The following is a 19,320-nucleotide window of genomic DNA, read 5'->3' as shown; positions in this document are numbered from 1 at the left end:
GCAAAAAGGGAGGAAAAGGAAATGACGATGTTTTTAAAACAAGGAAAGCCGCAAGAAGAAATTGCCCAGCACGATGCGCAAGTGGCGGAAACTGTGCGGCAGATAATTAAGAAAATTGAGTTTGAGGGGGATGCGGCAGTCCGAGAACTGTCACTTCAGTTTGATAACTGGTCTCCGCTGAGTTTTCGTCTTACCGAGGAGCAAATCTTAGATATTATCAGCACTGTTCCGAAGCAAACGATTGAGGACATTAAATTCGCGCAAAGCAACATTAGACGATTTGCTGAGGAGCAAAGAAAAGCGCTAAAAGACATTGAAGTCGAAACGCTGCCTGGAGTGATCCTCGGCCATAAAAACATCCCGGTCAACAGCGTCGGGTGCTACATACCTGGGGGGCGCTACCCGATGGTTGCTTCGGCACATATGAGCGTTCTAACGGCAAAAGTGGCAGGGGTCAAACGGGTGATTGCCTGCACGCCGCCTATCCGCGGGGAAATCCCCGCAGCGACCGTCGCCGCCATGCATTTGGCAGGAGCGGATGAAATTTATATTTTGGGTGGTGTTCAAGCCATGGCGGCCATGGCGATCGGCACGGAAACGATCGAGCCTGTCGATATGTTAGTCGGCCCAGGAAACGCGTATGTAGCTGAAGCGAAACGGCAACTGTACGGCCGTGTAGGCATCGACTTGTTTGCTGGTCCGACCGAAACATTGATCATCGCGGACGAAACCGCTGATGCCGAAATGGTCGCCACGGACTTGCTGGGACAGGCCGAGCATGGACCGACTTCTCCGTGCGTGCTGATTACGACATCGGAAAAGTTAGCCCGGGAGACGTTGGAGGAGGTCGAACGGCAGTTAGCGGTGCTCCCTACCGCTGACGTCGCAAGCGTAGCGTGGCGGGATTACGGTACCGTCATCGTCGTCGAGGACGAGGAAGAAGCTTTGCGGGAGGCAGACAAGCTGGCGTTTGAGCACGTTCAAGTTTTGACCAAAAATCCGGATTACTTCTTAGAGAATTTAACAAACTACGGGAGCTTGTTCCTTGGCCCTGAAACAAACGTCGCTTACGGTGACAAAGTGATCGGCACAAACCACACTTTGCCGACGAAAAAAGCAGCCCGTTATACTGGCGGCCTGTGGGTTGGGAAGTTCTTGAAAACATGCACTTACCAAAAAGTAAGCAAAGAAGCGAGCGCTTTTATTGGCGAGTACGCCGTCCGCCTCTGCGAAATCGAGAACTTTGCGGGTCACGCTCAACAGGCCCGGCTTCGCGTCGAGCGTTATGGCAAAAGTCAATAAACATTGCGAGGCTTGGGCAGTCGGTTGCCTGACTGCCCAAATTCATGCATCGCAAAAAGTACAGGGGAGGAAAAAAAGGTTCATCGGTATCATTGGGTTGCTTGAAGGATTGACGCTTCTAACGATCATGACAGTGAGAGGAATGAACCTCCTACGAACAGTGTTTCCTCCGATAAAAAAACCAACATTGGTTTAACAGCTTAATTTGATCCCGGTTTTTTTCATAATAGGCTCGTCTCATCTGATTTTTTAGCCACGTAGGCAAAGCAGTCACCTCCCTAACAACGGAAAGGTAGTATATAATGTATGTAGCTGCACATTGTCCTGTGCCAAAAACATAAAAGGGGGCGCCTGCCATGGATCAAAAACAGTTGCAAGCACTCGTTGAGCAAATTTCCATAAGCACATTTGGCAAACCGTTTCGCCACACCGCCTCCTTCAACTCAAGGCTTCGCACTGTCGGCGGGCGCTACGTGCTGCAAACGCACAACATTGAACTGAACAAAAAACATTATGACCGATTTGGCGAAGAAGAACTCATTGCCATCATCAAACATGAGCTATGTCATTACCATCTGCATCTTGAAGGGAAAGGCTACCGCCACCGCGACCGTGACTTTCGCGAGCTGTTGAGAAAAGTGGGGGCGCCTCGCTATTGCCGTCCGCTCGAACAAAAAACAAAAACGCCCAAGGCGATCCATACATACATTTGCACATCGTGCGGCTTAACATACAAGCGTAAAAAACGAATGAACACCGACCGCTACGTCTGCGGCCATTGCCACGGCCGGCTCAAACTCTCTTCCAGCTAACGATGAAACAAGGCGGAACCTTTTACAAAAAAGAGGTTGACAGTCAAAACAATCATATGCTAAATTATAAAAGCCGTCGCCAAACGGCGAAACAAACAACAAAAAAACATATTGACAAACAACAGGTTGCTCAATATAATAAACAATGTCAGTTGTGACGAACATCCGCATCATTAGATGTGCTTGTGGAGGAAGGGACAGGGAAAGTTTCGGATGCATTTTCTTCATCATCATTCCGCAATAGCTCAGCGGTAGAGCAACCGGCTGTTAACCGGTAGGTCGTAGGTTCGAATCCTACTTGCGGAGCCATTTTATGGAGAAGTACCCAAGTGGCTGAAGGGGACGGTTTGCTAAACCGTTAGGTCGTGTCTTTACGGCGCGCGGGTTCAAATCCCGCCTTCTCCGCCACTTTCGATATACGCGTGGCCCGTTGGTCAAGTGGTTAAGACACCGCCCTTTCACGGCGGTAACACGGGTTCGAATCCCGTACGGGTCACTTACAGCGCGGGGACTTCCCGCGAATTCACGGTCCCGTAGTGTAGTGGTTAACATGCCTGCCTGTCACGCAGGAGATCGCGGGTTCGAGTCCCGTCGGGACCGCCATAACACCAATCGCTGGGCCATAGCCAAGCGGTAAGGCAACGGACTTTGACTCCGTGATGCGCTGGTTCGAATCCAGCTGGCCCAGCCATTCTTATTTCATACATATCCCTAAGCTGTTAGCTTAGGGCATATCATGAGCCATTAGCTCAGCAACGAGCGTTGCATCTTTGAATTCGCTGCGAGTTGCCTCGACGCACCGAGCATCCTCGAAACAGCTGGTAGAGGAAGAGGCAGGTAGAGCTCGTTAGTACTTAGAGTGTTATGATCGCTATGAGCCATTAGCTCAGCAACGAGCGTTGCATCTTTGAATTCGCTGCGAGTTGCCTCGACGCACCGAGCATCCTCGAAACAGCTGGTAGAGGAAGAGGCAGGTAGAGCTCGTTAGTACTTAGAGTGTTATGATCGCTATGAGCCATTAGCTCAGCAACGAGCGTTGCATCTTTGAATTCGCTGCGAGTTGCCTCGACGCACCGAGCATCCTCGAAACAGCTGGTAGAGGAAGAGGCAGGTAGAGCTCGTTAGTACTTAGAGTGTTATGATCGCTATGAGCCATTAGCTCAGCAGGTAGAGCATCTGACTTTTAATCAGAGGGTCGGAGGTTCGAGTCCTCCATGGCTCACCATATTCGCGGGTGTGGCGGAATTGGCAGACGCACCAGACTTAGGATCTGGCGCCTCACGGCGTGGGGGTTCAAGTCCCTCCACCCGCACTGATAAACACGCGGTCGTGGCGGAATGGCAGACGCGCTAGGTTGAGGGCCTAGTGGGGGCAACCCCGTGGAGGTTCAAGTCCTCTCGACCGCATTTTATTTTATTAGGATAAAAAATATTGACAAAGACGAACTGAGTTATTATAATAAATTCTGTTGCTCTTAAAAATATTGCGCTCGTAGCTCAATTGGATAGAGCATCTGACTACGGATCAGAAGGTTAGGGGTTCGAATCCTCTCGAGCGCGCCATGATCGGGAAGTAGCTCAGCTTGGTAGAGCACATGGTTTGGGACCATGGGGTCGCAGGTTCAAATCCTGTCTTCCCGATTCCGATAGTTTAAATAATATGTGGGTGTAGTTTAGTGGTAAAACCTCAGCCACGAGCCTTAACTTCATCGAGTAGGCCACGAGTTGCCTCAACGCATTTGACTTCCTTGAATCGACCAGCAGAGGAAGAGGCATGAAAGTGCGTGGTGAATATTAAACAGAATAATATGCGGGTGTAGTTTAGTGGTAAAACCTCAGCCTTCCAAGCTGATGTCGTGGGTTCGATTCCCATCACCCGCTCCATGAAGAAGTTGAACTGAGAAGCTGTCAAAGAAGATTTATCAATCTTGTTCCTTGAAAACTGAACGAAACGAAGCGCAACGAAAAGCTGAGGCCGCTTGCCTATCGGCGAAACGCGCTGGAGGGCCTGCGAGGAGGCTATCGCCGCCGCAGCAGGACCGAAGCGTCGCGAGCCGATGGCGGCCGAAGCTAGACAATACGAAAAGCTGAGGCCGCTTGACACGTTTGGTGTCGGTGCCGAAGCTTACAAAGCCAATCAACTTTCTATTGGAGAGTTTGATCCTGGCTCAGGACGAACGCTGGCGGCGTGCCTAATACATGCAAGTCGAGCGGACCGAATGAGAGCTTGCTCTTATTTGGTCAGCGGCGGACGGGTGAGTAACACGTGGGCAACCTGCCCGCAAGACCGGGATAACTCCGGGAAACCGGAGCTAATACCGGATAACACCGAAGACCGCATGGTCTTCGGTTGAAAGGCGGCCACCATTAACAAATCGCGCTTTCGTTTCGTTCAGTTTTGAAGGAATGAGAATTCCTTCGAATCGTTCCTTGAAAACTAGATAACCGATACACAAAAGGAAGAAGCCGAGACGCTGTAGGTTAAGCTAGAAAGGGCGCACGGTGGATGCCTTGGCACTAGGAGCCGATGAAGGACGGGGCAAACGCCGAAACGCTCCGGGGAGCTGTAAGCAAGCGTTGATCAGCGGAAGCGCCGCGATTGGCTCTCGAAGTCAAATGTTCTTCACCCGCAGGGGTGCTTGCACCCCGAGGGGGAAGGTTATTTGGCAGAAGAGAGCCAGGCGCTGGAGCTAGACAATACGAAAAGCGACGGCCGCTAACGGCCAACCATTAACAAATCGCGCTTTCGTTTCGTTCAGTTTTGAAGGAATGAGAATTCCTTCGAATCGTTCCTTGAAAACTAGATAACCGATACACAAAAGGAAGAAGCCGAGACGCTGTAGGTTAAGCTAGAAGGAAGAAGCCGAGACGCTGTAGGTTAAGCTAGAAAGGGCGCACGGTGGATGCCTTGGCACTAGGAGCCGATGAAGGACGGGGCAAACGCCGAAACGCTCCGGGGAGCTGTAAGCAAGCGTTGATCCGGAGATGTCCGAATGGAGATTTCCCATCGCGTTAGGCGAGTAAGATCCCTCGAAGATGACGAGGTCGATAGGTCCGAGGTGGAAGCGTGGCGACACGTGGAGCTGACGGATACTAATCGATCGAGGGCTTAACCTAGAAAAGCAGAGGCCGCCTGCCTATCGGCGAAACGCGCTGGAGGGCCTGCGAGGAGGCTATCGCCGCCGCAGCAGGACCGAAGCGTCGCGAGCCGATGGCGGCCGGAGCTAGACAGTACGAAAAGCAGAGGCCGCCCGCCTATCGGCGAAACGCGCTGGAGGGCCTGCGAGGAGGCTCGAACCAAGCAAAGCTTGGTTCTGCGTGGGTGGTGTCACAGGAGCGTATGCAATGTGTCGCCGCCGCAGCAGGACCGAAGCGTCGGGAGCCGATGGCGGCCGGAGCTAGACAAAAAGCGGAAGCGCCGCGGCTTCTTCCCCCACACGGTTATCTAGTTTTGAGGGAATGATCCCACAACTTCATATCGCCTAGTGGTGATAGCGGAGAGGAAACACCCGTTCCCATCCCGAACACGGAAGTTAAGCTCTCCAGCGCCGATGGTAGTTGGGGCCAGCGCCCCTGCAAGAGTAGGTCGCTGCTAGGCAATTGCATTCACCAGGGAGTAGCAACACGCCTAATTCCCTTTTTTCTTTTTATGACCCTAATGATACAAGGACTGTCCTTCGGGCTAAGCAAACAGCCTGATCAGGACAGTCCTTTTTGTCGTCTTCCACTTGGAAGCGGAGGCTTCCAAGTGTGATCGTAAGAAGGGGAACGCTCATTAGTTCTTGTCAGAGAATGATCATTTTTGGCGTTGAGAGTGGCAACAGAATATTTTGTTATGGTACAATTTCAAAAGCGAGAGTGAAGATGATAAAATGGAATAAGGTGGAACGCGATGGAGCACTTTGAACTTATCGTGCATTCTCCTGAAGAGACGAGGGCGATCGCTCGCCGGCTTGCCGAACGGCTGGAGCCAGGGACGGTGATCGCTTTGGAAGGAGACTTGGGTGCAGGCAAGACGACGTTTACGAAAGGGCTTGCCGAGGGGCTAGGGATTCGGCAAAATGTCAACAGCCCAACGTTTACGATTATGAAGCAATACGAGGGGAGACTCCCGCTTTACCATATGGATGTATATCGGCTTGAAGATGAGTGGGAAGACCTCGGGTTTGACGAATATTTTGCCGGCGATGGCGTTACAGTCGTTGAGTGGGCGCATTTGATTGCGGGCCAGCTGCCAAACGAACGATTGACGATCCATTTGCTTCATCGGGGCGACAATGAACGAAAATTAGTGTTTGAACCGTTAGGACATCGCTATGAGCAGTTGTGTAAGGAGATTTTTGCGTCATGAAAATATTGGGGATTGACACATCGAATATGCCGCTGGGCGTTGCCTTAGCAGACGGGGATATCATCAAAGGAGAACTGATCACGCATGTGAAAAAAGATCACTCGTCCCAAGCGATGCCGGCCATTGAATCGCTGCTTCGGCAGTGTAAGGTTGCCCCGGGCGAGCTCGATTTGATCGTTGTCGCTAAAGGGCCGGGGTCATATACCGGGGTGCGGATCGGAGTGACAATTGCGAAAACGCTCGCTTGGTCGCTAGGCATCCCGATTGCTGGTGTTTCGAGCCTCGAAGTGCTCGCTGCTAATGGCCGTTATTTTCCTGGGGTGATTGTTCCGCTGTTTGACGCGCGGCGCGGACAACTTTATACCGGGCTTTACCGATATGAAGGCGGCGTGCTCCGTTGCCTTGAGGCGGACCGGATTGTGGCAGCAAGTGAGTGGGCTCGGCAGTTAAGTGAGCGGGGAGAGGATGTATTGTTCGTTGGTGCGGATGCGCCGTTATATAGCGAATTGTTTCGAAACCATTTAGGCGAGCGGGTTCACGTTGCCCCACCATCGCTGGGGTTGCCGCGCCCGAGCGAGCTGGTGATGCTCGGCAAAGAAAAAGAACGCGAGAACGCTCATACGTTTGTGCCGAATTATATCCGCCTTGCGGAAGCGGAGGCGAAATGGCTCGCGAAACAAAAAGGGGAAAGAAACGATGGGGATCGATGTACAATTTCGGCCAATGACCATCCATGACATTGACGAGGTCGTACAAGTGGAACAGGCATCGTTCACCGCGCCATGGAGTCGCGAGTCGTTCTACAACGAGCTGATGTACAACCGTTATGCCAAATATATTGTTATGGTACACCGCGGGCGGATTATCGGATATGGCGGAATGTGGCTTGTCATCGACGAAGCGCATGTGACAAACGTAGCCGTGTTGCCACAATTTCGCGGGCAAAAACTTGGCGAAGCGCTCATGCGTCGTCTCATGGATATCGCAAAACAGCATGGAGCGGTGACAATGACGCTTGAGGTACGCGTGTCCAACCATGTTGCCCAATCGTTGTACCGCAAGCTCGGGTTTCGCAACGGCGGCATTCGCAAACGGTATTATCCTGATAATTTTGAAGACGCGCTAGTAATGTGGGTGAAGCTGATATGAATGAAGACGTATACGTATTAGGCATTGAAACGAGCTGCGATGAAACGGCAGCGGCGGTTGTGAAAAATGGGAAAGACATTGTATCGAATGTCGTCGCCTCGCAAATGGAAAGCCATCGGCGGTTTGGCGGCGTCGTGCCGGAGATCGCCTCGCGCCATCATGTCGAGCAAATTACGATTGTGATCGAGGAAGCGATGCGGCAAGCTGGGGTATCGTTTTCTGACCTTGATGCTGTGGCCGTGACGGCGGGGCCGGGTCTTGTCGGGGCGCTCCTTGTCGGTGTGAATGCGGCGAAAGCGCTGGCGTTTGCCCACGGACTGCCGCTTGTCGGAGTGCATCACATTGCCGGACATATTTACGCCAATCGGCTAGTGACTGAGATGAAGTTTCCGCTATTAGCGCTTGTCGTTTCTGGTGGGCATACAGAGCTGATCTACATGGAAGGACACGGAAAGTTTACGGTGATCGGCGAAACGCGCGATGATGCCGCCGGTGAGGCGTATGATAAGGTAGCGCGGGCTTTGGGCCTCCCCTACCCAGGGGGACCGCATATCGACCGGTTAGCTCATGAAGGAGAACCAGTAATCGATTTGCCGCGGGCGTGGCTTGAGGAAGGATCGTATGATTTTAGCTTCAGCGGCTTAAAATCGGCGGTGCTCAATACGCTTCATAACGCAAAACAGCGCGGCGAGGAGATTGACCCGAAACAGATGGCTGCGAGCTTTCAAGAGAGCGTCGTCGATGTGCTGGTGACCAAAACGGTGCAGGCGGCGAAACAGTACCGTGTCCGGCAAGTGCTGCTGGCCGGCGGGGTGGCGGCCAACCGCGGACTGCGGTCCGCGCTGCAAGACAACATGAAGGAGCTTCCGAATGTAGAGCTCGTCATTCCGCCGTTGTCGTTATGCACCGATAACGCAGCGATGATCGCGGCGGCAGGAACGGTGTTGTATTGGCAAGGCAAACGATCTGATTTGGCCCTCAACGCCAATCCGAGCTTGCCGCTCATTTAGTTGAAAAAGGAAACAAAAGAGGAAGGAAGGGTGGTTGCTTGCGGCAGGAGAGCAACCGCCTTTTTTGTTTACAGGGACAAGCTTTGGCTGAGTTAAGTGAAAAGGAACTGTGCATATTTTTATCCACAGGTTGTGGACAATGTGGAAAAGACGAGAAAACACCATAAATATAAGGAAAACAATACACAACGGTTTTGGCACAAAAGAAAAGTTTGGTTTGTGGATAATGTGGAAAAGTTAGTGAATAACTTATATTTCATAGGTGGAATTGTGGATTCTTTTGTGGATAGTGTGACTAACTAAAACAGCCCGCCAAAATAACGGGCGGGCGATCGGTTACAGTGAAGCATAAAGCTGTTCCCACTCAGCCAATAACGTTTCGACTTGCTGTTTTCGTTCCTCATTTTCTTGCGACAATCGTTGCACGGTTTCATAATCGCCATAAACGGACGGATCGCATAACTGCTGTTCTACTTCCGCAATTTGCGCCTCAAGCGTTTCGATCTCAGCCTCGATTTCATCTAGACGGCGCTGGCGTTGGCGCTGCCGTTTTTTCTCTTCTTTTTCTTGTTCATAAGCGGATTTGGCCGATTCAGTGCCATCCGGCGTTTTGTCCAAGCGGGCGTCGAGACGCTCGAGTTCGCACATTTCTGCTTTTTTGGCGATGTAGTAATCGTAGTCGCCTAAATATTCCGTGAGGCCGCCGCTTGATAGCTCAAACAGCTTCGTCGCAATCCGGTTAATGAAATAGCGGTCGTGGGAGACGAACAAAATGGTGCCCGGATAATCGATGAGCGCTTGCTCAAGCACCTGTTTGCTGTCGAGATCCAAATGGTTGGTCGGCTCGTCCAGAATGAGAACATTCGCCTTTTGCAGCATCAGTTTGGCGAGCGCCAGGCGCGCTTTTTCCCCGCCGCTTAACGCCGAGACCGGTTTTAAGACGTCATCGCCGGAAAATAAGAAATTGCCGAGCACAGTGCGGATTTCCTTCTCGGTTTTATCCGGGTAGGCATCCCACAGTTCATCAAGCACTCGTTTATTTGATGACAAGTCAGCCTGATTTTGGTCATAATAGCCGATTTGGACGTTTGAGCCGTAGCGAAGCTTTCCCCCTTGGACAGGAAGACGCCGTGCGACCGCCTTTAGCAATGTTGATTTGCCGATGCCGTTCGGTCCGACTAAGGCGACGCTTTCTCCCCGCGTGATGCGAAAACTGATTTGGCGGATGACAGGTGCCCCTTCGTCGTAACCAACGGCCAGTTCTTCAGCAGTGAGCACCTCGTGGCCGCTCGGCCGTTCAATGGCGAAGGAAAAGGAAGCTGATTTTTCATCGCCAACAGGTCGTTCGAGCCGCTCCATTTTTTCTAGTTGTTTTCGGCGGCTTTGCGCCCGTTTGGTCGTCGAGGCGCGGGCGATGTTGCGCTGGATAAAGTCTTGCAGCCGGGCGATTTCTTCCTGCTGTTTCTCATATCGCTTTAACTCTTGTTCATACTGCTCGGCCCGCTGCTCCAAATAACGGCTGTAGTTGCCGGTATACCGCTTGAGCTTCGTGTTGGACAGCTCGTATACTTCGGTGACGACTTTATCTAAAAAATAGCGGTCATGGGAAACGAGCAAGACAGCGCCGGGATATGCCTGCAAATATTGCTCCAGCCAAGAGAGCGTTTCAAGGTCCAAATGGTTGGTCGGCTCGTCCAAAATCAACAAATCCGGCTTGGACAATAGAAGTTTTCCGAGGGCCAGACGCGTCCGCTGCCCGCCGCTTAACGAAGAGACGGGCATTGTTTTATAATCGTATGAGGAAAACTGCAGCCCGTGCAAGACGGAACGGATGTCGGCTTCGTATTGATAGCCGCCCTGTTCTTTATACTGTTCTTGCAGTTCGTCATACGCTTTGAGCGTTTTTTCATAGCGGGCGGGGTCAGCGAGCACATCCGGGTCGCCAAGCTGGGAGCCGAGTTCGGACAGCTGCTTTTCGATGGCGCGAAGCGGTGCGAACACCTCAAGCATCTCGTCCCAAATGGAGCGTGATGAGTCAAGCGTGCTGTTTTGCGCCAAATAGCCCATTTTGATATGGCTCGGCTTGATGATTTCGCCGCTGTCGTAAGAAAGTTCTCCGGCGATGATTTTTAACAATGTCGATTTTCCTGCGCCGTTGCGGCCGACGAGGGCAACTCGGTCGCGGGACTGTATTTCTAGTTTTATATTCGATAAAATAAGGTCAGCGCCAAAATATTTCGTGAGCTGGTGCACTTGCAAAATGATCATGTCGTTTCACCTCTCGGAATAGTTTAACGTATGTCGCCAAAACGGTCAAAGACAGATGATGAAAAATCGTGTATAGTGTATAAGTGGAGGAGATTATCTTGTCGTCGTTTACTCATTTCAATGAACAAGGACGCGCGAAAATGGTCGATATTACGAACAAGGAAGATACGGTACGAGTGGCAGTGGCAAAAACGAGTGTCACCGTCAGCGAAGAAATTTATAAAAAAATGACGAATCACGCCATCGAGAAAGGGGACGTGTTGGCTGTAGCCCAAGTGGCCGGGGTGATGGCGGCAAAAAAAACGGCTGATCTGATTCCGATGTGCCATCCGCTTATGTTAAAAAGCGTTGATATCGCATTTTCTTGGGAAAACGAAGCGGATGTATATAAACTTGTCATCACCGCAACAGTGAAAACGAAAGGGAGCACAGGGGTGGAAATGGAAGCGCTGACGGCCACCTCGGTATGCGCGTTGACGGTGTATGACATGTGCAAAGCACTCGATAAAGGGATGATCATCGGTCCGACGTATTTGGTCGAGAAAACGGGCGGGAAGTCCGGCCATTATCGACGGAAAACCGATTAGCTGGGGGATGAAACTATGAGCAACGAACAACCGAAAATTCCGCAGGCAACCGCGAAACGGCTGCCGCTGTACTACCGGTTTTTAAAGAACTTGCATGCGTCGGGAAAACAGCGTGTATCCTCAGCCGAACTGAGCGAAGCGGTCAAAGTCGACCCGGCGACGATCCGCCGCGATTTCTCGTATTTTGGCGCGCTCGGCAAAAAAGGGTACGGGTATAACGTCAATTATTTATTGTCGTTTTTCCGCCAGACGCTTGAAGAGGATGAAGTGACGGAAGTCGCCTTGTTCGGTGTGGGAAATTTAGGAACCGCCTTTTTAAACTATAATTTTTCAAAAAACAACAATACAAAGATCGTGATGGCGTTTGATGTGGATGAGCGGAAAGTGGGAACGACGGTCGGCGGCGTGCCGGTTTATCATCTCGATGAACTCGAGAAGCGGCTTCGCGGTGATATTCCGGTCGCCATTTTAACCGTGCCGGCCGCCGCCGCTCAAGCGCTGACCGACCGCCTTGTCGCCCGGGGGATTAAAGGCATTTTAAACTTCACCCCCGCGCGGTTGAACGTGCCGAACCATATCCGCGTTCATCATATCGATTTGGCTATTGAATTGCAGTCGCTCGTCTATTTTCTGAAAAACTATCCATCGTCATCATAAAGGAGAGAGTAGAGCGTGAAATACATTTTGATTGTCCTTGTGATTTTGTTGCTGTTTGGAACGAAAAAATTGCCGGAGTTAGGGCGGTCGTTCGGCCAGTCACTGCGCGAGTTTAAGGACGCGACGAAAGGGCTGGCCGATGATGAGGAAAACAAAACTGACCGATGACAAGGCAGGATGGGGAAACGATGAACGACAAAGAAATGTCGGTGTATGAACATCTTGGCGAACTGCGGAAGCGGCTGATCATTGTGCTCCTCTTTTTTGCCGCGGCGCTCGTCGCCAGTTTCTTTTTTGTCGATGATGTCATTGTGTATTTACAGCAAACGGCCGAGGCGAAAGAGTTGACAATGAACGCCTTCCGCCTCACTGATCCGATTAAAGTATATTTTCAGTTTGCCTTCGTCATTGCCGCTGTGCTGTCTGCTCCGGTATTGCTGTACCAAGTTTGGGCGTTTGTCAGCCCGGGGTTGTATGAAAAAGAGCGGAGGGTGACGCTCAGCTACATTCCGGCATCGGTTTTCCTTTTTTTAGCCGGTGTAGGCTTTGCCTACTTTGTCTTGTTTCCGTTCGTCGTCCGGTTTATGAATGAGCTCGCCGATCGGCTCGGCATCCAACAAATGATCGGCATTAACGAATATTTTCAGTTTTTGCTTCAGCTTGTGCTGCCGTTTGGCATCGTGTTTCAGCTGCCGATCGCCGTTTTGTTTTTCACCCGCTTAGGGATCATTACGCCGCAGTTTCTCGTGCGCATCCGCAAATATGCGTATTTGGCGCTGCTGATTTTGGCGGCGGTCATTACACCGCCCGATATGCTCTCGCAGGTGATCGTCATGATTCCGCTCACGCTTTTATATGAAGGGAGCATTTGGGTCGCAAAAGTTGGCTACCGAAAAGCGCAATTAGCGGCGGAGCAGGAAAGCGGCGAGTAAGGACGCGGACAGCGGTGACAGAGCGGTTAGGACGGCAGCAAACAAAAAGGGGCTGACCCAAAACGCGAATGCGTTTTGGGATCAGCCCCCACTTTTTTGCCTCAAATATAGAAGAATCGCCCTTTTTTCTGGTAGAATAGAGTCACCAAAACCACTACCACCGAAAGAAGGGCGATTGTCCTTGGTGGCGTAAATGAGGGGGAGAACAGAGTCGGAATTTTGTTCCGTTTGGTAAAATATACAAAAACCAGAGAGGGCTGACTCCAAAAGTCCGCTTTTTGGCGGACTTTTGGGTCAGCCCCTTCATCGTTTCGGTGTGAACAACAAGCGAAAGGCGGTGCCAAAATCAAAAGCGGCGAGCGCCGCCAAGACGATCGTCGAGGCGTTCCAAATCGTTTCATGAGCGCTTTCGATCGCCAAATACGTAAACAAGACACCTAGGATGAAGTACGGCAGCGAAAACAGCCGAGGGTGGCGCATCATAGCCAAAACCTCCAGACCGCCAGCGGCAGCTCGGCTTGGCGCATCATGTTTTCCAACTCATCAGCCAGCAAGAGTTGAACGGTGACAACAAACGTATTCATGGCCACATGGGCGAAAATCGGCACGAAAATGCGGCCGGTTTTCGCATACAAAAAGGCGAATGTCAGCCCCATCGCCGTGTACAAAAGCAAATGCTCAAGCTCCATATGGACGACGGCAAAAAGAAGTGAGCTCACGAGCGCAGCTGGCCAAAAGTTGTATTTTTTATAAAGCGAACCGAAAATGATTTTGCGGAAAATGAGTTCTTCCAAAATTGGGCCGATCACGGAAGTGACGATGACTAAAAGCGGCGTCAGACGGATGATATTAATGATTTGCCTTGTGTTCTCCGAACCTGGTTCGATGCCAAGCAGACGCCATTCGATGTTAGCAGCGATGCTTTGGGCGGCAAGCGCCAAAACAACGCCAAAGATCGCCCACATCCATGACGAAGCGAGGGGCAATTGCCGCATCTCCCGTTCATCGCGGTCGCCGCGAAGCAGCCATAAAATGATGACAAAGGCTGCCAGAAAGCTGATGACCGCCCAATACCCGGAAGCGAGCTGCGCCGCCTCCAAGCGGGTTTCTGCCTCTTGGCCGACGCCGAGAGCACGAAGAAGCGGCACACCGATAAAGGCGGACAGCTGCATGGCGATATACGTGATCATGATATACCAGTAATGGCGTTTCAAATCTTCTTACCCCTTTATTCAAATATATCCGTATTGTAGCACATGTTTGGCGAAATGATAAGAAAAGCGCGCCGGCCGAGGTTGGCACGACCGCCGCAAAAAAATTGCCGAGCGTTGTTTATTGATTTTAGAAATGTGTAATAATGAAAACGGGTTTTGCGCCGGCCGACCTTGGGACTGACAGCTGTTCAGCCCATTTTATCCTTTCTTCTCGCATTAAAGAAAAACAGTTATTTTTTTGTATTTCCTACTTGCAAAACGGAGAGAAGTTCATTAATATTATAAGTGTGTTAGCACTCAATAATGATGAGTGCTAATAAGAACGGCGAAAACTATCGTTAAGGAGGTTGTTTCCCGTGTTGAAGCCATTAGGCGATCGCATTGTCATTGAAGTCGTAGAAACCGAAGAAAAAACGGCTAGCGGTATCGTGCTGCCGGATACGGCCAAAGAAAAACCGCAAGAAGGCCGCGTTGTGGCTGTCGGTACAGGCCGTGTGCTCGATAACGGCCAACGCGTTGCGCCGGAAGTCGAAGTCGGCGACCGCATCATCTTTTCGAAATATGCCGGCACGGAAGTCAAATATGACGGCAAGGAATACTTAATTTTGCGCGAAAGCGACATTTTAGCTGTCATTGGCTAATGTATGCGTTCATCACATAAACATTCCGAAAACATACTTAACTAGTTTATCATTAACCTATTTGCATGCGGTTTAACCAATTCATAAGGAGGTAACGGGGTATGGCAAAAGAAATTAAGTTCAGCGAAGAAGCGCGCCGTGCGATGTTGCGCGGGGTGGACAAACTCGCAGACGCAGTGAAAGTCACATTAGGCCCGAAAGGCCGCAACGTCGTGTTGGAGAAAAAATTCGGTTCTCCGCTGATCACGAATGACGGGGTAACGATCGCGAAAGAAATCGAACTCGAAGACCCGTTTGAAAACATGGGCGCGAAGTTAGTCGCTGAAGTCGCCAGCAAAACGAACGACATCGCTGGGGACGGGACGACAACAGCTACCGTATTAGCGCAAGCGATGATCCGTGAAGGATTGAAAAACGTTGCTGCTGGCGCGAACCCGATGGGCATCCGCCGCGGGATCGAAAAAGCGGTAGCGGTTGCTGTAGAAGAATTAAAAGCCATCTCCAAACCGATCAAAGGAAAAGAATCGATCGCCCAAGTGGCTGCGATCTCGGCTGCTGACGAAGAAGTCGGCCAATTGATCGCTGAAGCGATGGAACGCGTCGGCAACGACGGCGTCATTACGCTGGAAGAGTCGAAAGGCTTCACGACGGAACTCGACGTTGTCGAAGGGATGCAATTCGACCGCGGTTACGTTTCGCCGTACATGATTACGGATACGGAAAAAATGGAAGCCGTTCTTGAAAATCCGTACATCTTAATTACGGACAAAAAAGTGTCGAGCATTCAAGAACTGTTGCCGGTTCTTGAGCAAGTCGTCCAACATGGCCGTCCGCTCTTGATCATTGCGGAAGATGTCGAAGGTGAAGCGTTGGCAACGCTCGTTGTCAACAAGCTGCGCGGCACGTTTAACGCCGTTGCTGTGAAAGCGCCTGGCTTTGGCGACCGTCGCAAAGCCATGCTCGAAGACATCGCGATTTTAACAGGCGGCGAAGTCATCTCGGAAGAACTTGGCCGTGAACTGAAATCGACGACGATTGCATCGCTTGGCCGTGCGTCGAAAGTTGTTGTGACGAAAGAAACGACGACGATCGTCGAAGGCGCTGGCGATTCCGAGCGCATTAAAGCACGCGTCAACCAAATCCGTGCGCAGCTTGAAGAAACGACGTCCGAATTCGACCGCGAAAAACTGCAAGAACGTTTGGCAAAATTGGCTGGCGGCGTAGCAGTGATCAAAGTCGGTGCGGCGACAGAAACCGAGTTGAAAGAACGCAAACTGCGCATCGAAGACGCGCTCAACTCGACCCGTGCGGCGGTTGAAGAAGGTATCGTCGCTGGTGGCGGTACGGCATTGATGAACGTCTACAGCAAAGTGGCTGCTATTGAAGCCGAAGGCGATGAAGCAACGGGTGTGAAAATCGTTCTTCGCGCCATCGAAGAGCCGGTTCGCCAAATCGCGCAAAACGCTGGGTTGGAAGGCTCGATCATCGTCGAACGCCTGAAAAACGAAAAACCGGGCATCGGCTTCAACGCTGCAACGGGCGAATGGGTCGACATGATCGAAGCTGGTATCGTTGACCCGACGAAAGTCACTCGCTCGGCGTTGCAAAACGCTGCCTCTGTCGCTGCGATGGTATTGACGACCGAAGCGGTTGTCGCCGACAAACCGGAAGAAAACAAAGGCGGCAATCCGGGCATGCCGGATATGGGCGGCATGATGTAATCCACATAACAACGAGAAAAGGAACACTGGGTCACTTCCCGGTGTTCCTTTTCTTTTGGGAGAGGGTTTTTCTATCGGATGTTGATAGGGAATGCGTAAATAGCGTCTCCCTCTTGCCAAGCAGCGTGAATGACGTAGATGTACGAACCTTGTTGTTTTGGCAGTGTGATCGTTCCATGTTGCACCGGCTGCCAGTCAACATCATCATCATTCCATACGCCGGCTTCGAGTGTTGATGGGCGGTAGTCAAACTCGATGCGAAGTTTTGCACCCGAAACGGTGGGATGAGGCTTGAGTTCTCTGACGAGCAGCGGTGGGGCGGCGGCATCGGCAACAATTCCGCGCCGGCCTGTTGACCACGTGTAAGTCCCGAGCCGGTGGTCGACCGTTTCACCGTTGATGGTCAACGTTAATTCAGGCGGCTTGATATCACCGAATGAACAGCCGGAAAGCCATAGAAGCAAAATAAGAAGCGGGGCCCATCGTTTCCGCATAATAGAAAATCCCCCTTTTTGAATATAGACGCTTCTTTGGTCGATCCGTTGCATGAATACGTCCCCGAGTTGCCATTGATTCGGTGACTGAGCGCACACTCGGGGAAAAGAAAATGAGAGATGGATTGGGGTAAGCGAGCGATAAAGAAGGACGTTGCCGCCGTTATTTATTTTTCTGCAACTTCCAGCCGTTCCTTCCGCTTCTCCTTAGTTAACTTCTGTTCCCATTTAAATACTTTGTTGAGCAGTTTATATATGCTTTTGCTTTCTTTGGCAAAGAGTGGTCCCAATATGGCCAACATGAGAACGTAAAGTGCGGTAAAAGGTGTCAATATCGGGCTTAACCCTGCTGTAATTCCCAGATTTGCAACGATGATGGAAAACTCTCCACGTGCGGTGATTGTCAAACCAATATTTGTAGAGGCTTTGTAGGACAATCCAGCCTTTCTTCCGGCAATCATTCCCGCCACGATATTGGCCATTAGAGTGACGATGACAGCCCCTAATGATAACCAAAACGCATCGATTAACGTTGACGGTTCAATACTCAAACCGAAGCTAAAGAAGAAAATCGCTCCAAAGAAGTCACGGAATGGAACAACTAAATGCTCAATTCGATCACGGTGTTCCGTTTCTGAAAAGACAAGTCCAAGCAGTAAGGCTCCGATGGCTTCAGCAACGTGAATCGTTTCGGAAAAGCCGGCAACAAAAAAGAGAATAGCAAAGATGACGATGATGAATATTTCATCGGATTTGATATTCAACCATTTGTTGAGCAGAGGGGCACCTTTACGAGCGATGACAAAAAATAGCAACATATAAGCAACAGATGTTAAAACAGATAGGCTGATTCCGAAAAAGGAGGTGGATCCAGCTAGCAAAACCCCTGACATCGTCGTCAAAAATAGGGCAAGGAAGATGTCATCAAAAAGGATCATCCCTAAAATGAGCTCTGTTTCAGGATTGGCCGTTCTCCTTAAATCAACAAGAACTTTGGCTACGATAGCACTTGACGATACACTGAGGAGTCCAGCAATAAGAACCGTTTCCATCCATGGCATTCCGACGGCCTTGCCGTAAAGCAATCCTAAAACAAAGTTCATTGTGACGTAGATGCTTCCACCGACCACAATGTTTTTTCCGGATTTAATCAGTTTGCCGACAGAAAATTCAAGCCCTAAATAAAACAGTAAAAAAAGTACCCCGATCCTACCTAAAAACTGGATAATTTCATTGCTTTGAATAAAAGTGAGGTCAATAATCCCGATGGTAGGGGCATGGGGCCCAACGAGCATGCCGATAACGATCAAAAACGGGATAATGGAGAAGTTTAATTTATTGGCAATGATCGACCCAATGGCGACTAGGACGAGTGCTGTTCCCACTTCGAATACTAAATGGTTCATCTATTCCCATCACTCCTTATTTGATAGTAAATGACTAATGATCTCCTTGATTTGCTGTCTTTCTCCAGACATAATCAAGGTATCTCCGGCTTCAATCAATGTATTTGGACCGGGATTATGAGATTTTTGTGAATGTTTCTTTTTGATAGCGATGACAGTGACACCGAAACGGTTCCTAATATCAAGTTCACCAATTTTTTGATTTACAGCGGGGGCGTTTGGCTCCACTTGAAACCACTCGATAATGAGATCGTCAAAGGCAAACTCAATCGTTTCGAGCGCCTTTGGTTTATATGCCATTCCTCCAATGATTCCTGCAATTTGGCGCGCTTCTTGGTCGCTTAAGGTCACGCTGCTAACGACTTCATCATAATCCTCTGCGTCAAAGTGATAAATTTCCCTTCGCCCATCGTCATGGATCACAATGACAAGCTTATCTTTGTTTCGCGTAATAATTTCAAACTTGTACCCGATTCCTGGCAATTCGCTTTCTCGGATATTCATGATCAAAGATTCCTCCTTGTTTATGTTTTTTGGAAATTTTTCCCTTAGCTGTTATCTATTTTGTCTATCGTTATTATAACAGTAAAAACGGTTTTTTTCACTGTTTTGGCTCGGTTGTCTGTTTGAAGGCGGGGTGAGGAGGAAATATACATGACGGCGTCTCTGCGTGTCTTTTATGTCTTTTCCTTTGGCACGTTACACTAGGATAGTGAACGTTCTTCCATTTATGTTCACGCTTAAAATGGGGGCGGTTTGGGTTGATAAAAATTATTG

General features: G+C 50.3%; 19 protein-coding genes, 11 tRNA genes, 1 rRNA gene and 2 other annotated features. Of the genes, 24 read left to right on the top strand and 7 right to left on the bottom strand.

Annotation, left to right across the window (positions count from 1 at the left end; translation table 11 throughout):
• Nucleotides 1-21: 21 nt before the first annotated feature.
• Nucleotides 22-1,302, top strand: coding sequence for a histidinol dehydrogenase (gene hisD, locus B9L21_RS14670; RefSeq protein ID WP_063166921.1), 1,281 nt, complete (start codon nucleotides 22-24; stop codon nucleotides 1,300-1,302).
• Between the two features lie 151 nt (nucleotides 1,303-1,453).
• On the opposite strand, the gene cmpA is transcribed toward hisD, so the two are convergent.
• Nucleotides 1,454-1,567: a cortex morphogenetic protein CmpA gene (cmpA, locus tag B9L21_RS14665; protein WP_089135018.1), complete on the bottom strand. Its 114-nt coding sequence runs from the start codon at nucleotides 1,565-1,567 to the stop codon at nucleotides 1,454-1,456.
• 91 nt (nucleotides 1,568-1,658) lie between these two features.
• Between cmpA and B9L21_RS14660 the strand changes: the two genes are divergently transcribed.
• From B9L21_RS14660 to tsaD, 17 genes are all read left to right on the top strand, one after another.
• Entirely contained in the window at nucleotides 1,659-2,114 is a 456-nt protein-coding gene (locus B9L21_RS14660; RefSeq protein ID WP_063166920.1) for a SprT family protein, read from the top strand.
• Between the two features lie 234 nt (nucleotides 2,115-2,348).
• Nucleotides 2,349-2,423, top strand: a tRNA-Asn gene (locus B9L21_RS14655).
• Between the two features lie 6 nt (nucleotides 2,424-2,429).
• Nucleotides 2,430-2,522 (top strand) — tRNA-Ser (locus B9L21_RS14650).
• Between the two features lie 16 nt (nucleotides 2,523-2,538).
• Nucleotides 2,539-2,610 (top strand) — tRNA-Glu (locus tag B9L21_RS14645).
• Between the two features lie 31 nt (nucleotides 2,611-2,641).
• A tRNA-Asp gene (locus B9L21_RS14640) sits at nucleotides 2,642-2,717 on the top strand.
• 13 nt (nucleotides 2,718-2,730) lie between these two features.
• Nucleotides 2,731-2,805, top strand: a tRNA-Gln gene (locus tag B9L21_RS14635).
• Nucleotides 2,806-3,263: 458 nt separating this feature from the next.
• A tRNA-Lys gene (locus tag B9L21_RS14630) sits at nucleotides 3,264-3,339 on the top strand.
• Nucleotides 3,340-3,344: 5 nt separating this feature from the next.
• Nucleotides 3,345-3,426: transfer RNA gene (locus tag B9L21_RS14625), tRNA-Leu, on the top strand.
• Between the two features lie 11 nt (nucleotides 3,427-3,437).
• A tRNA-Leu gene (locus B9L21_RS14620) sits at nucleotides 3,438-3,520 on the top strand.
• Between the two features lie 79 nt (nucleotides 3,521-3,599).
• Nucleotides 3,600-3,676 (top strand) — tRNA-Arg (locus B9L21_RS14615).
• A gap of 4 nt (nucleotides 3,677-3,680) precedes the next feature.
• A tRNA-Pro gene (locus B9L21_RS14610) sits at nucleotides 3,681-3,754 on the top strand.
• A gap of 169 nt (nucleotides 3,755-3,923) precedes the next feature.
• A tRNA-Gly gene (locus tag B9L21_RS14605) sits at nucleotides 3,924-3,997 on the top strand.
• Nucleotides 3,998-4,304: 307 nt separating this feature from the next.
• Nucleotides 4,305-4,594 (top strand) — a sequence feature (16S ribosomal RNA rRNA prediction is too short).
• Between the two features lie 524 nt (nucleotides 4,595-5,118).
• Nucleotides 5,119-5,218: a sequence feature (23S ribosomal RNA rRNA prediction is too short), on the top strand.
• Nucleotides 5,219-5,594: 376 nt separating this feature from the next.
• Nucleotides 5,595-5,711 (top strand): 5S ribosomal RNA (rrf, locus tag B9L21_RS14595).
• 294 nt (nucleotides 5,712-6,005) lie between these two features.
• Nucleotides 6,006-6,464: a tRNA (adenosine(37)-N6)-threonylcarbamoyltransferase complex ATPase subunit type 1 TsaE gene (tsaE, locus tag B9L21_RS14590; protein ID WP_063166919.1), complete on the top strand. Its 459-nt coding sequence runs from the start codon at nucleotides 6,006-6,008 to the stop codon at nucleotides 6,462-6,464.
• A complete protein-coding gene (gene tsaB, locus B9L21_RS14585) occupies nucleotides 6,461-7,201 on the top strand; it encodes a tRNA (adenosine(37)-N6)-threonylcarbamoyltransferase complex dimerization subunit type 1 TsaB (RefSeq protein WP_063166918.1) in 741 nt (246 codons plus the stop codon). Before tsaE ends, tsaB begins: the two co-directional genes overlap by 4 nt.
• Complete coding sequence (gene rimI / locus B9L21_RS14580) at nucleotides 7,161-7,613, top strand: ribosomal protein S18-alanine N-acetyltransferase (RefSeq protein WP_063166917.1); 453 nt, start codon at nucleotides 7,161-7,163, stop codon at nucleotides 7,611-7,613. Before tsaB ends, rimI begins: the two co-directional genes overlap by 41 nt.
• Nucleotides 7,610-8,623 (top strand): tRNA (adenosine(37)-N6)-threonylcarbamoyltransferase complex transferase subunit TsaD, encoded by a 1,014-nt coding sequence (gene tsaD, locus B9L21_RS14575; protein ID WP_063166916.1) that lies wholly within the window; start codon nucleotides 7,610-7,612, stop codon nucleotides 8,621-8,623. Before rimI ends, tsaD begins: the two co-directional genes overlap by 4 nt.
• A gap of 336 nt (nucleotides 8,624-8,959) precedes the next feature.
• Here tsaD and B9L21_RS14570 read toward each other — a convergent pair whose 3' ends face one another.
• Nucleotides 8,960-10,891: an ABC-F family ATP-binding cassette domain-containing protein gene (locus B9L21_RS14570; protein WP_063166915.1), complete on the bottom strand. Its 1,932-nt coding sequence runs from the start codon at nucleotides 10,889-10,891 to the stop codon at nucleotides 8,960-8,962.
• Nucleotides 10,892-10,989: 98 nt separating this feature from the next.
• Between B9L21_RS14570 and moaC the strand changes: the two genes are divergently transcribed.
• Genes moaC through tatC form a run of 4 tightly spaced genes read left to right on the top strand, consistent with a single transcriptional unit; the run spans nucleotide 10,990 to nucleotide 13,067 of the window.
• The gene (moaC, locus tag B9L21_RS14565; RefSeq protein WP_063166914.1) at nucleotides 10,990-11,478 is read left to right on the top strand and encodes a cyclic pyranopterin monophosphate synthase MoaC; all 489 of its coding nucleotides are present in this window, start codon (nucleotides 10,990-10,992) and stop codon (nucleotides 11,476-11,478) included.
• Between the two features lie 15 nt (nucleotides 11,479-11,493).
• Nucleotides 11,494-12,135, top strand: a complete 642-nt coding sequence (locus B9L21_RS14560; RefSeq protein ID WP_063166913.1) for a redox-sensing transcriptional repressor Rex — start codon at nucleotides 11,494-11,496, stop codon at nucleotides 12,133-12,135.
• Nucleotides 12,136-12,150: 15 nt separating this feature from the next.
• Nucleotides 12,151-12,303, top strand: a complete 153-nt coding sequence (gene tatA / locus B9L21_RS14555; protein WP_063166912.1) for a twin-arginine translocase TatA/TatE family subunit — start codon at nucleotides 12,151-12,153, stop codon at nucleotides 12,301-12,303.
• Nucleotides 12,304-12,323: 20 nt separating this feature from the next.
• Complete coding sequence (gene tatC, locus B9L21_RS14550) at nucleotides 12,324-13,067, top strand: twin-arginine translocase subunit TatC (protein ID WP_063166911.1); 744 nt, start codon at nucleotides 12,324-12,326, stop codon at nucleotides 13,065-13,067.
• A 303-nt stretch (nucleotides 13,068-13,370) separates the two neighbouring features.
• On the opposite strand, the gene B9L21_RS14545 is transcribed toward tatC, so the two are convergent.
• Together B9L21_RS14545 and B9L21_RS14540 are read right to left on the bottom strand one after the other, a co-directional pair.
• Nucleotides 13,371-13,550, bottom strand: a complete 180-nt coding sequence (locus B9L21_RS14545) for a YdiK family protein (RefSeq protein ID WP_063166910.1) — start codon at nucleotides 13,548-13,550, stop codon at nucleotides 13,371-13,373.
• Nucleotides 13,547-14,281, bottom strand: a complete 735-nt coding sequence (locus tag B9L21_RS14540; RefSeq protein WP_063166909.1) for a CPBP family intramembrane glutamic endopeptidase — start codon at nucleotides 14,279-14,281, stop codon at nucleotides 13,547-13,549. The genes B9L21_RS14545 and B9L21_RS14540 overlap by 4 nt, the downstream gene beginning before the upstream one ends.
• A gap of 356 nt (nucleotides 14,282-14,637) precedes the next feature.
• Between B9L21_RS14540 and groES the strand changes: the two genes are divergently transcribed.
• Nucleotides 14,638-14,922, top strand: coding sequence for a co-chaperone GroES (groES, locus tag B9L21_RS14535; RefSeq protein WP_008882016.1), 285 nt, complete (start codon nucleotides 14,638-14,640; stop codon nucleotides 14,920-14,922).
• 101 nt (nucleotides 14,923-15,023) lie between these two features.
• On the top strand, nucleotides 15,024-16,643 hold the full coding sequence (gene groL / locus B9L21_RS14530) for a chaperonin GroEL (RefSeq protein ID WP_063166908.1): 1,620 nt from the start codon (nucleotides 15,024-15,026) through the stop codon (nucleotides 16,641-16,643).
• Nucleotides 16,644-16,714: 71 nt separating this feature from the next.
• Here groL and B9L21_RS14525 read toward each other — a convergent pair whose 3' ends face one another.
• The 3 genes from B9L21_RS14525 to B9L21_RS14515 all read right to left on the bottom strand — a co-directional run bounded on the left by B9L21_RS14525 (nucleotide 16,715) and on the right by B9L21_RS14515 (nucleotide 19,047).
• Entirely contained in the window at nucleotides 16,715-17,137 is a 423-nt protein-coding gene (locus B9L21_RS14525) for a hypothetical protein (RefSeq protein ID WP_063166907.1), read from the bottom strand.
• Between the two features lie 167 nt (nucleotides 17,138-17,304).
• A complete protein-coding gene (locus B9L21_RS14520; RefSeq protein ID WP_063166906.1) occupies nucleotides 17,305-18,543 on the bottom strand; it encodes a cation:proton antiporter in 1,239 nt (412 codons plus the stop codon).
• 9 nt (nucleotides 18,544-18,552) lie between these two features.
• A complete protein-coding gene (locus B9L21_RS14515) occupies nucleotides 18,553-19,047 on the bottom strand; it encodes a cation:proton antiporter regulatory subunit (protein WP_062898321.1) in 495 nt (164 codons plus the stop codon).
• Nucleotides 19,048-19,320 lie beyond the last annotated feature (273 nt).

The organism is Geobacillus uzenensis, from assembly GCF_002217665.1.
In the GTDB taxonomy this organism is placed as follows: Bacteria; Bacillota; Bacilli; order Bacillales; family Anoxybacillaceae; genus Geobacillus; species Geobacillus subterraneus.
This window is presented reverse-complemented; position numbering and strand designations above follow the sequence as displayed.

Excerpts from the sequence above, each read along its gene's own strand:
- hisD (WP_063166921.1), top strand. The coding sequence starts at position 22 with ATGACGATGTTTTTAAAACAAGGAAAGCCGCAAGAAGAAATTGCCCAG.
- tsaE (WP_063166919.1), top strand. The coding sequence starts at position 6,006 with ATGGAGCACTTTGAACTTATCGTGCATTCTCCTGAAGAGACGAGGGCG.
- rimI (WP_063166917.1), top strand. The coding sequence starts at position 7,161 with ATGGGGATCGATGTACAATTTCGGCCAATGACCATCCATGACATTGAC.
- B9L21_RS14515 (WP_062898321.1), bottom strand. The coding sequence starts at position 19,047 with ATGAATATCCGAGAAAGCGAATTGCCAGGAATCGGGTACAAGTTTGAA.
- tsaD (WP_063166916.1), top strand. The coding sequence starts at position 7,610 with ATGAATGAAGACGTATACGTATTAGGCATTGAAACGAGCTGCGATGAA.
- B9L21_RS14545 (WP_063166910.1), bottom strand. The coding sequence starts at position 13,550 with ATGATGCGCCACCCTCGGCTGTTTTCGCTGCCGTACTTCATCCTAGGT.
- tatC (WP_063166911.1), top strand. The coding sequence starts at position 12,324 with ATGAACGACAAAGAAATGTCGGTGTATGAACATCTTGGCGAACTGCGG.
- B9L21_RS14520 (WP_063166906.1), bottom strand. The coding sequence starts at position 18,543 with ATGAACCATTTAGTATTCGAAGTGGGAACAGCACTCGTCCTAGTCGCC.
- B9L21_RS14525 (WP_063166907.1), bottom strand. The coding sequence starts at position 17,137 with ATGCGGAAACGATGGGCCCCGCTTCTTATTTTGCTTCTATGGCTTTCC.
- B9L21_RS14660 (WP_063166920.1), top strand. The coding sequence starts at position 1,659 with ATGGATCAAAAACAGTTGCAAGCACTCGTTGAGCAAATTTCCATAAGC.
- B9L21_RS14560 (WP_063166913.1), top strand. The coding sequence starts at position 11,494 with ATGAGCAACGAACAACCGAAAATTCCGCAGGCAACCGCGAAACGGCTG.
- tsaB (WP_063166918.1), top strand. The coding sequence starts at position 6,461 with ATGAAAATATTGGGGATTGACACATCGAATATGCCGCTGGGCGTTGCC.
- groL (WP_063166908.1), top strand. The coding sequence starts at position 15,024 with ATGGCAAAAGAAATTAAGTTCAGCGAAGAAGCGCGCCGTGCGATGTTG.
- B9L21_RS14570 (WP_063166915.1), bottom strand. The coding sequence starts at position 10,891 with ATGATCATTTTGCAAGTGCACCAGCTCACGAAATATTTTGGCGCTGAC.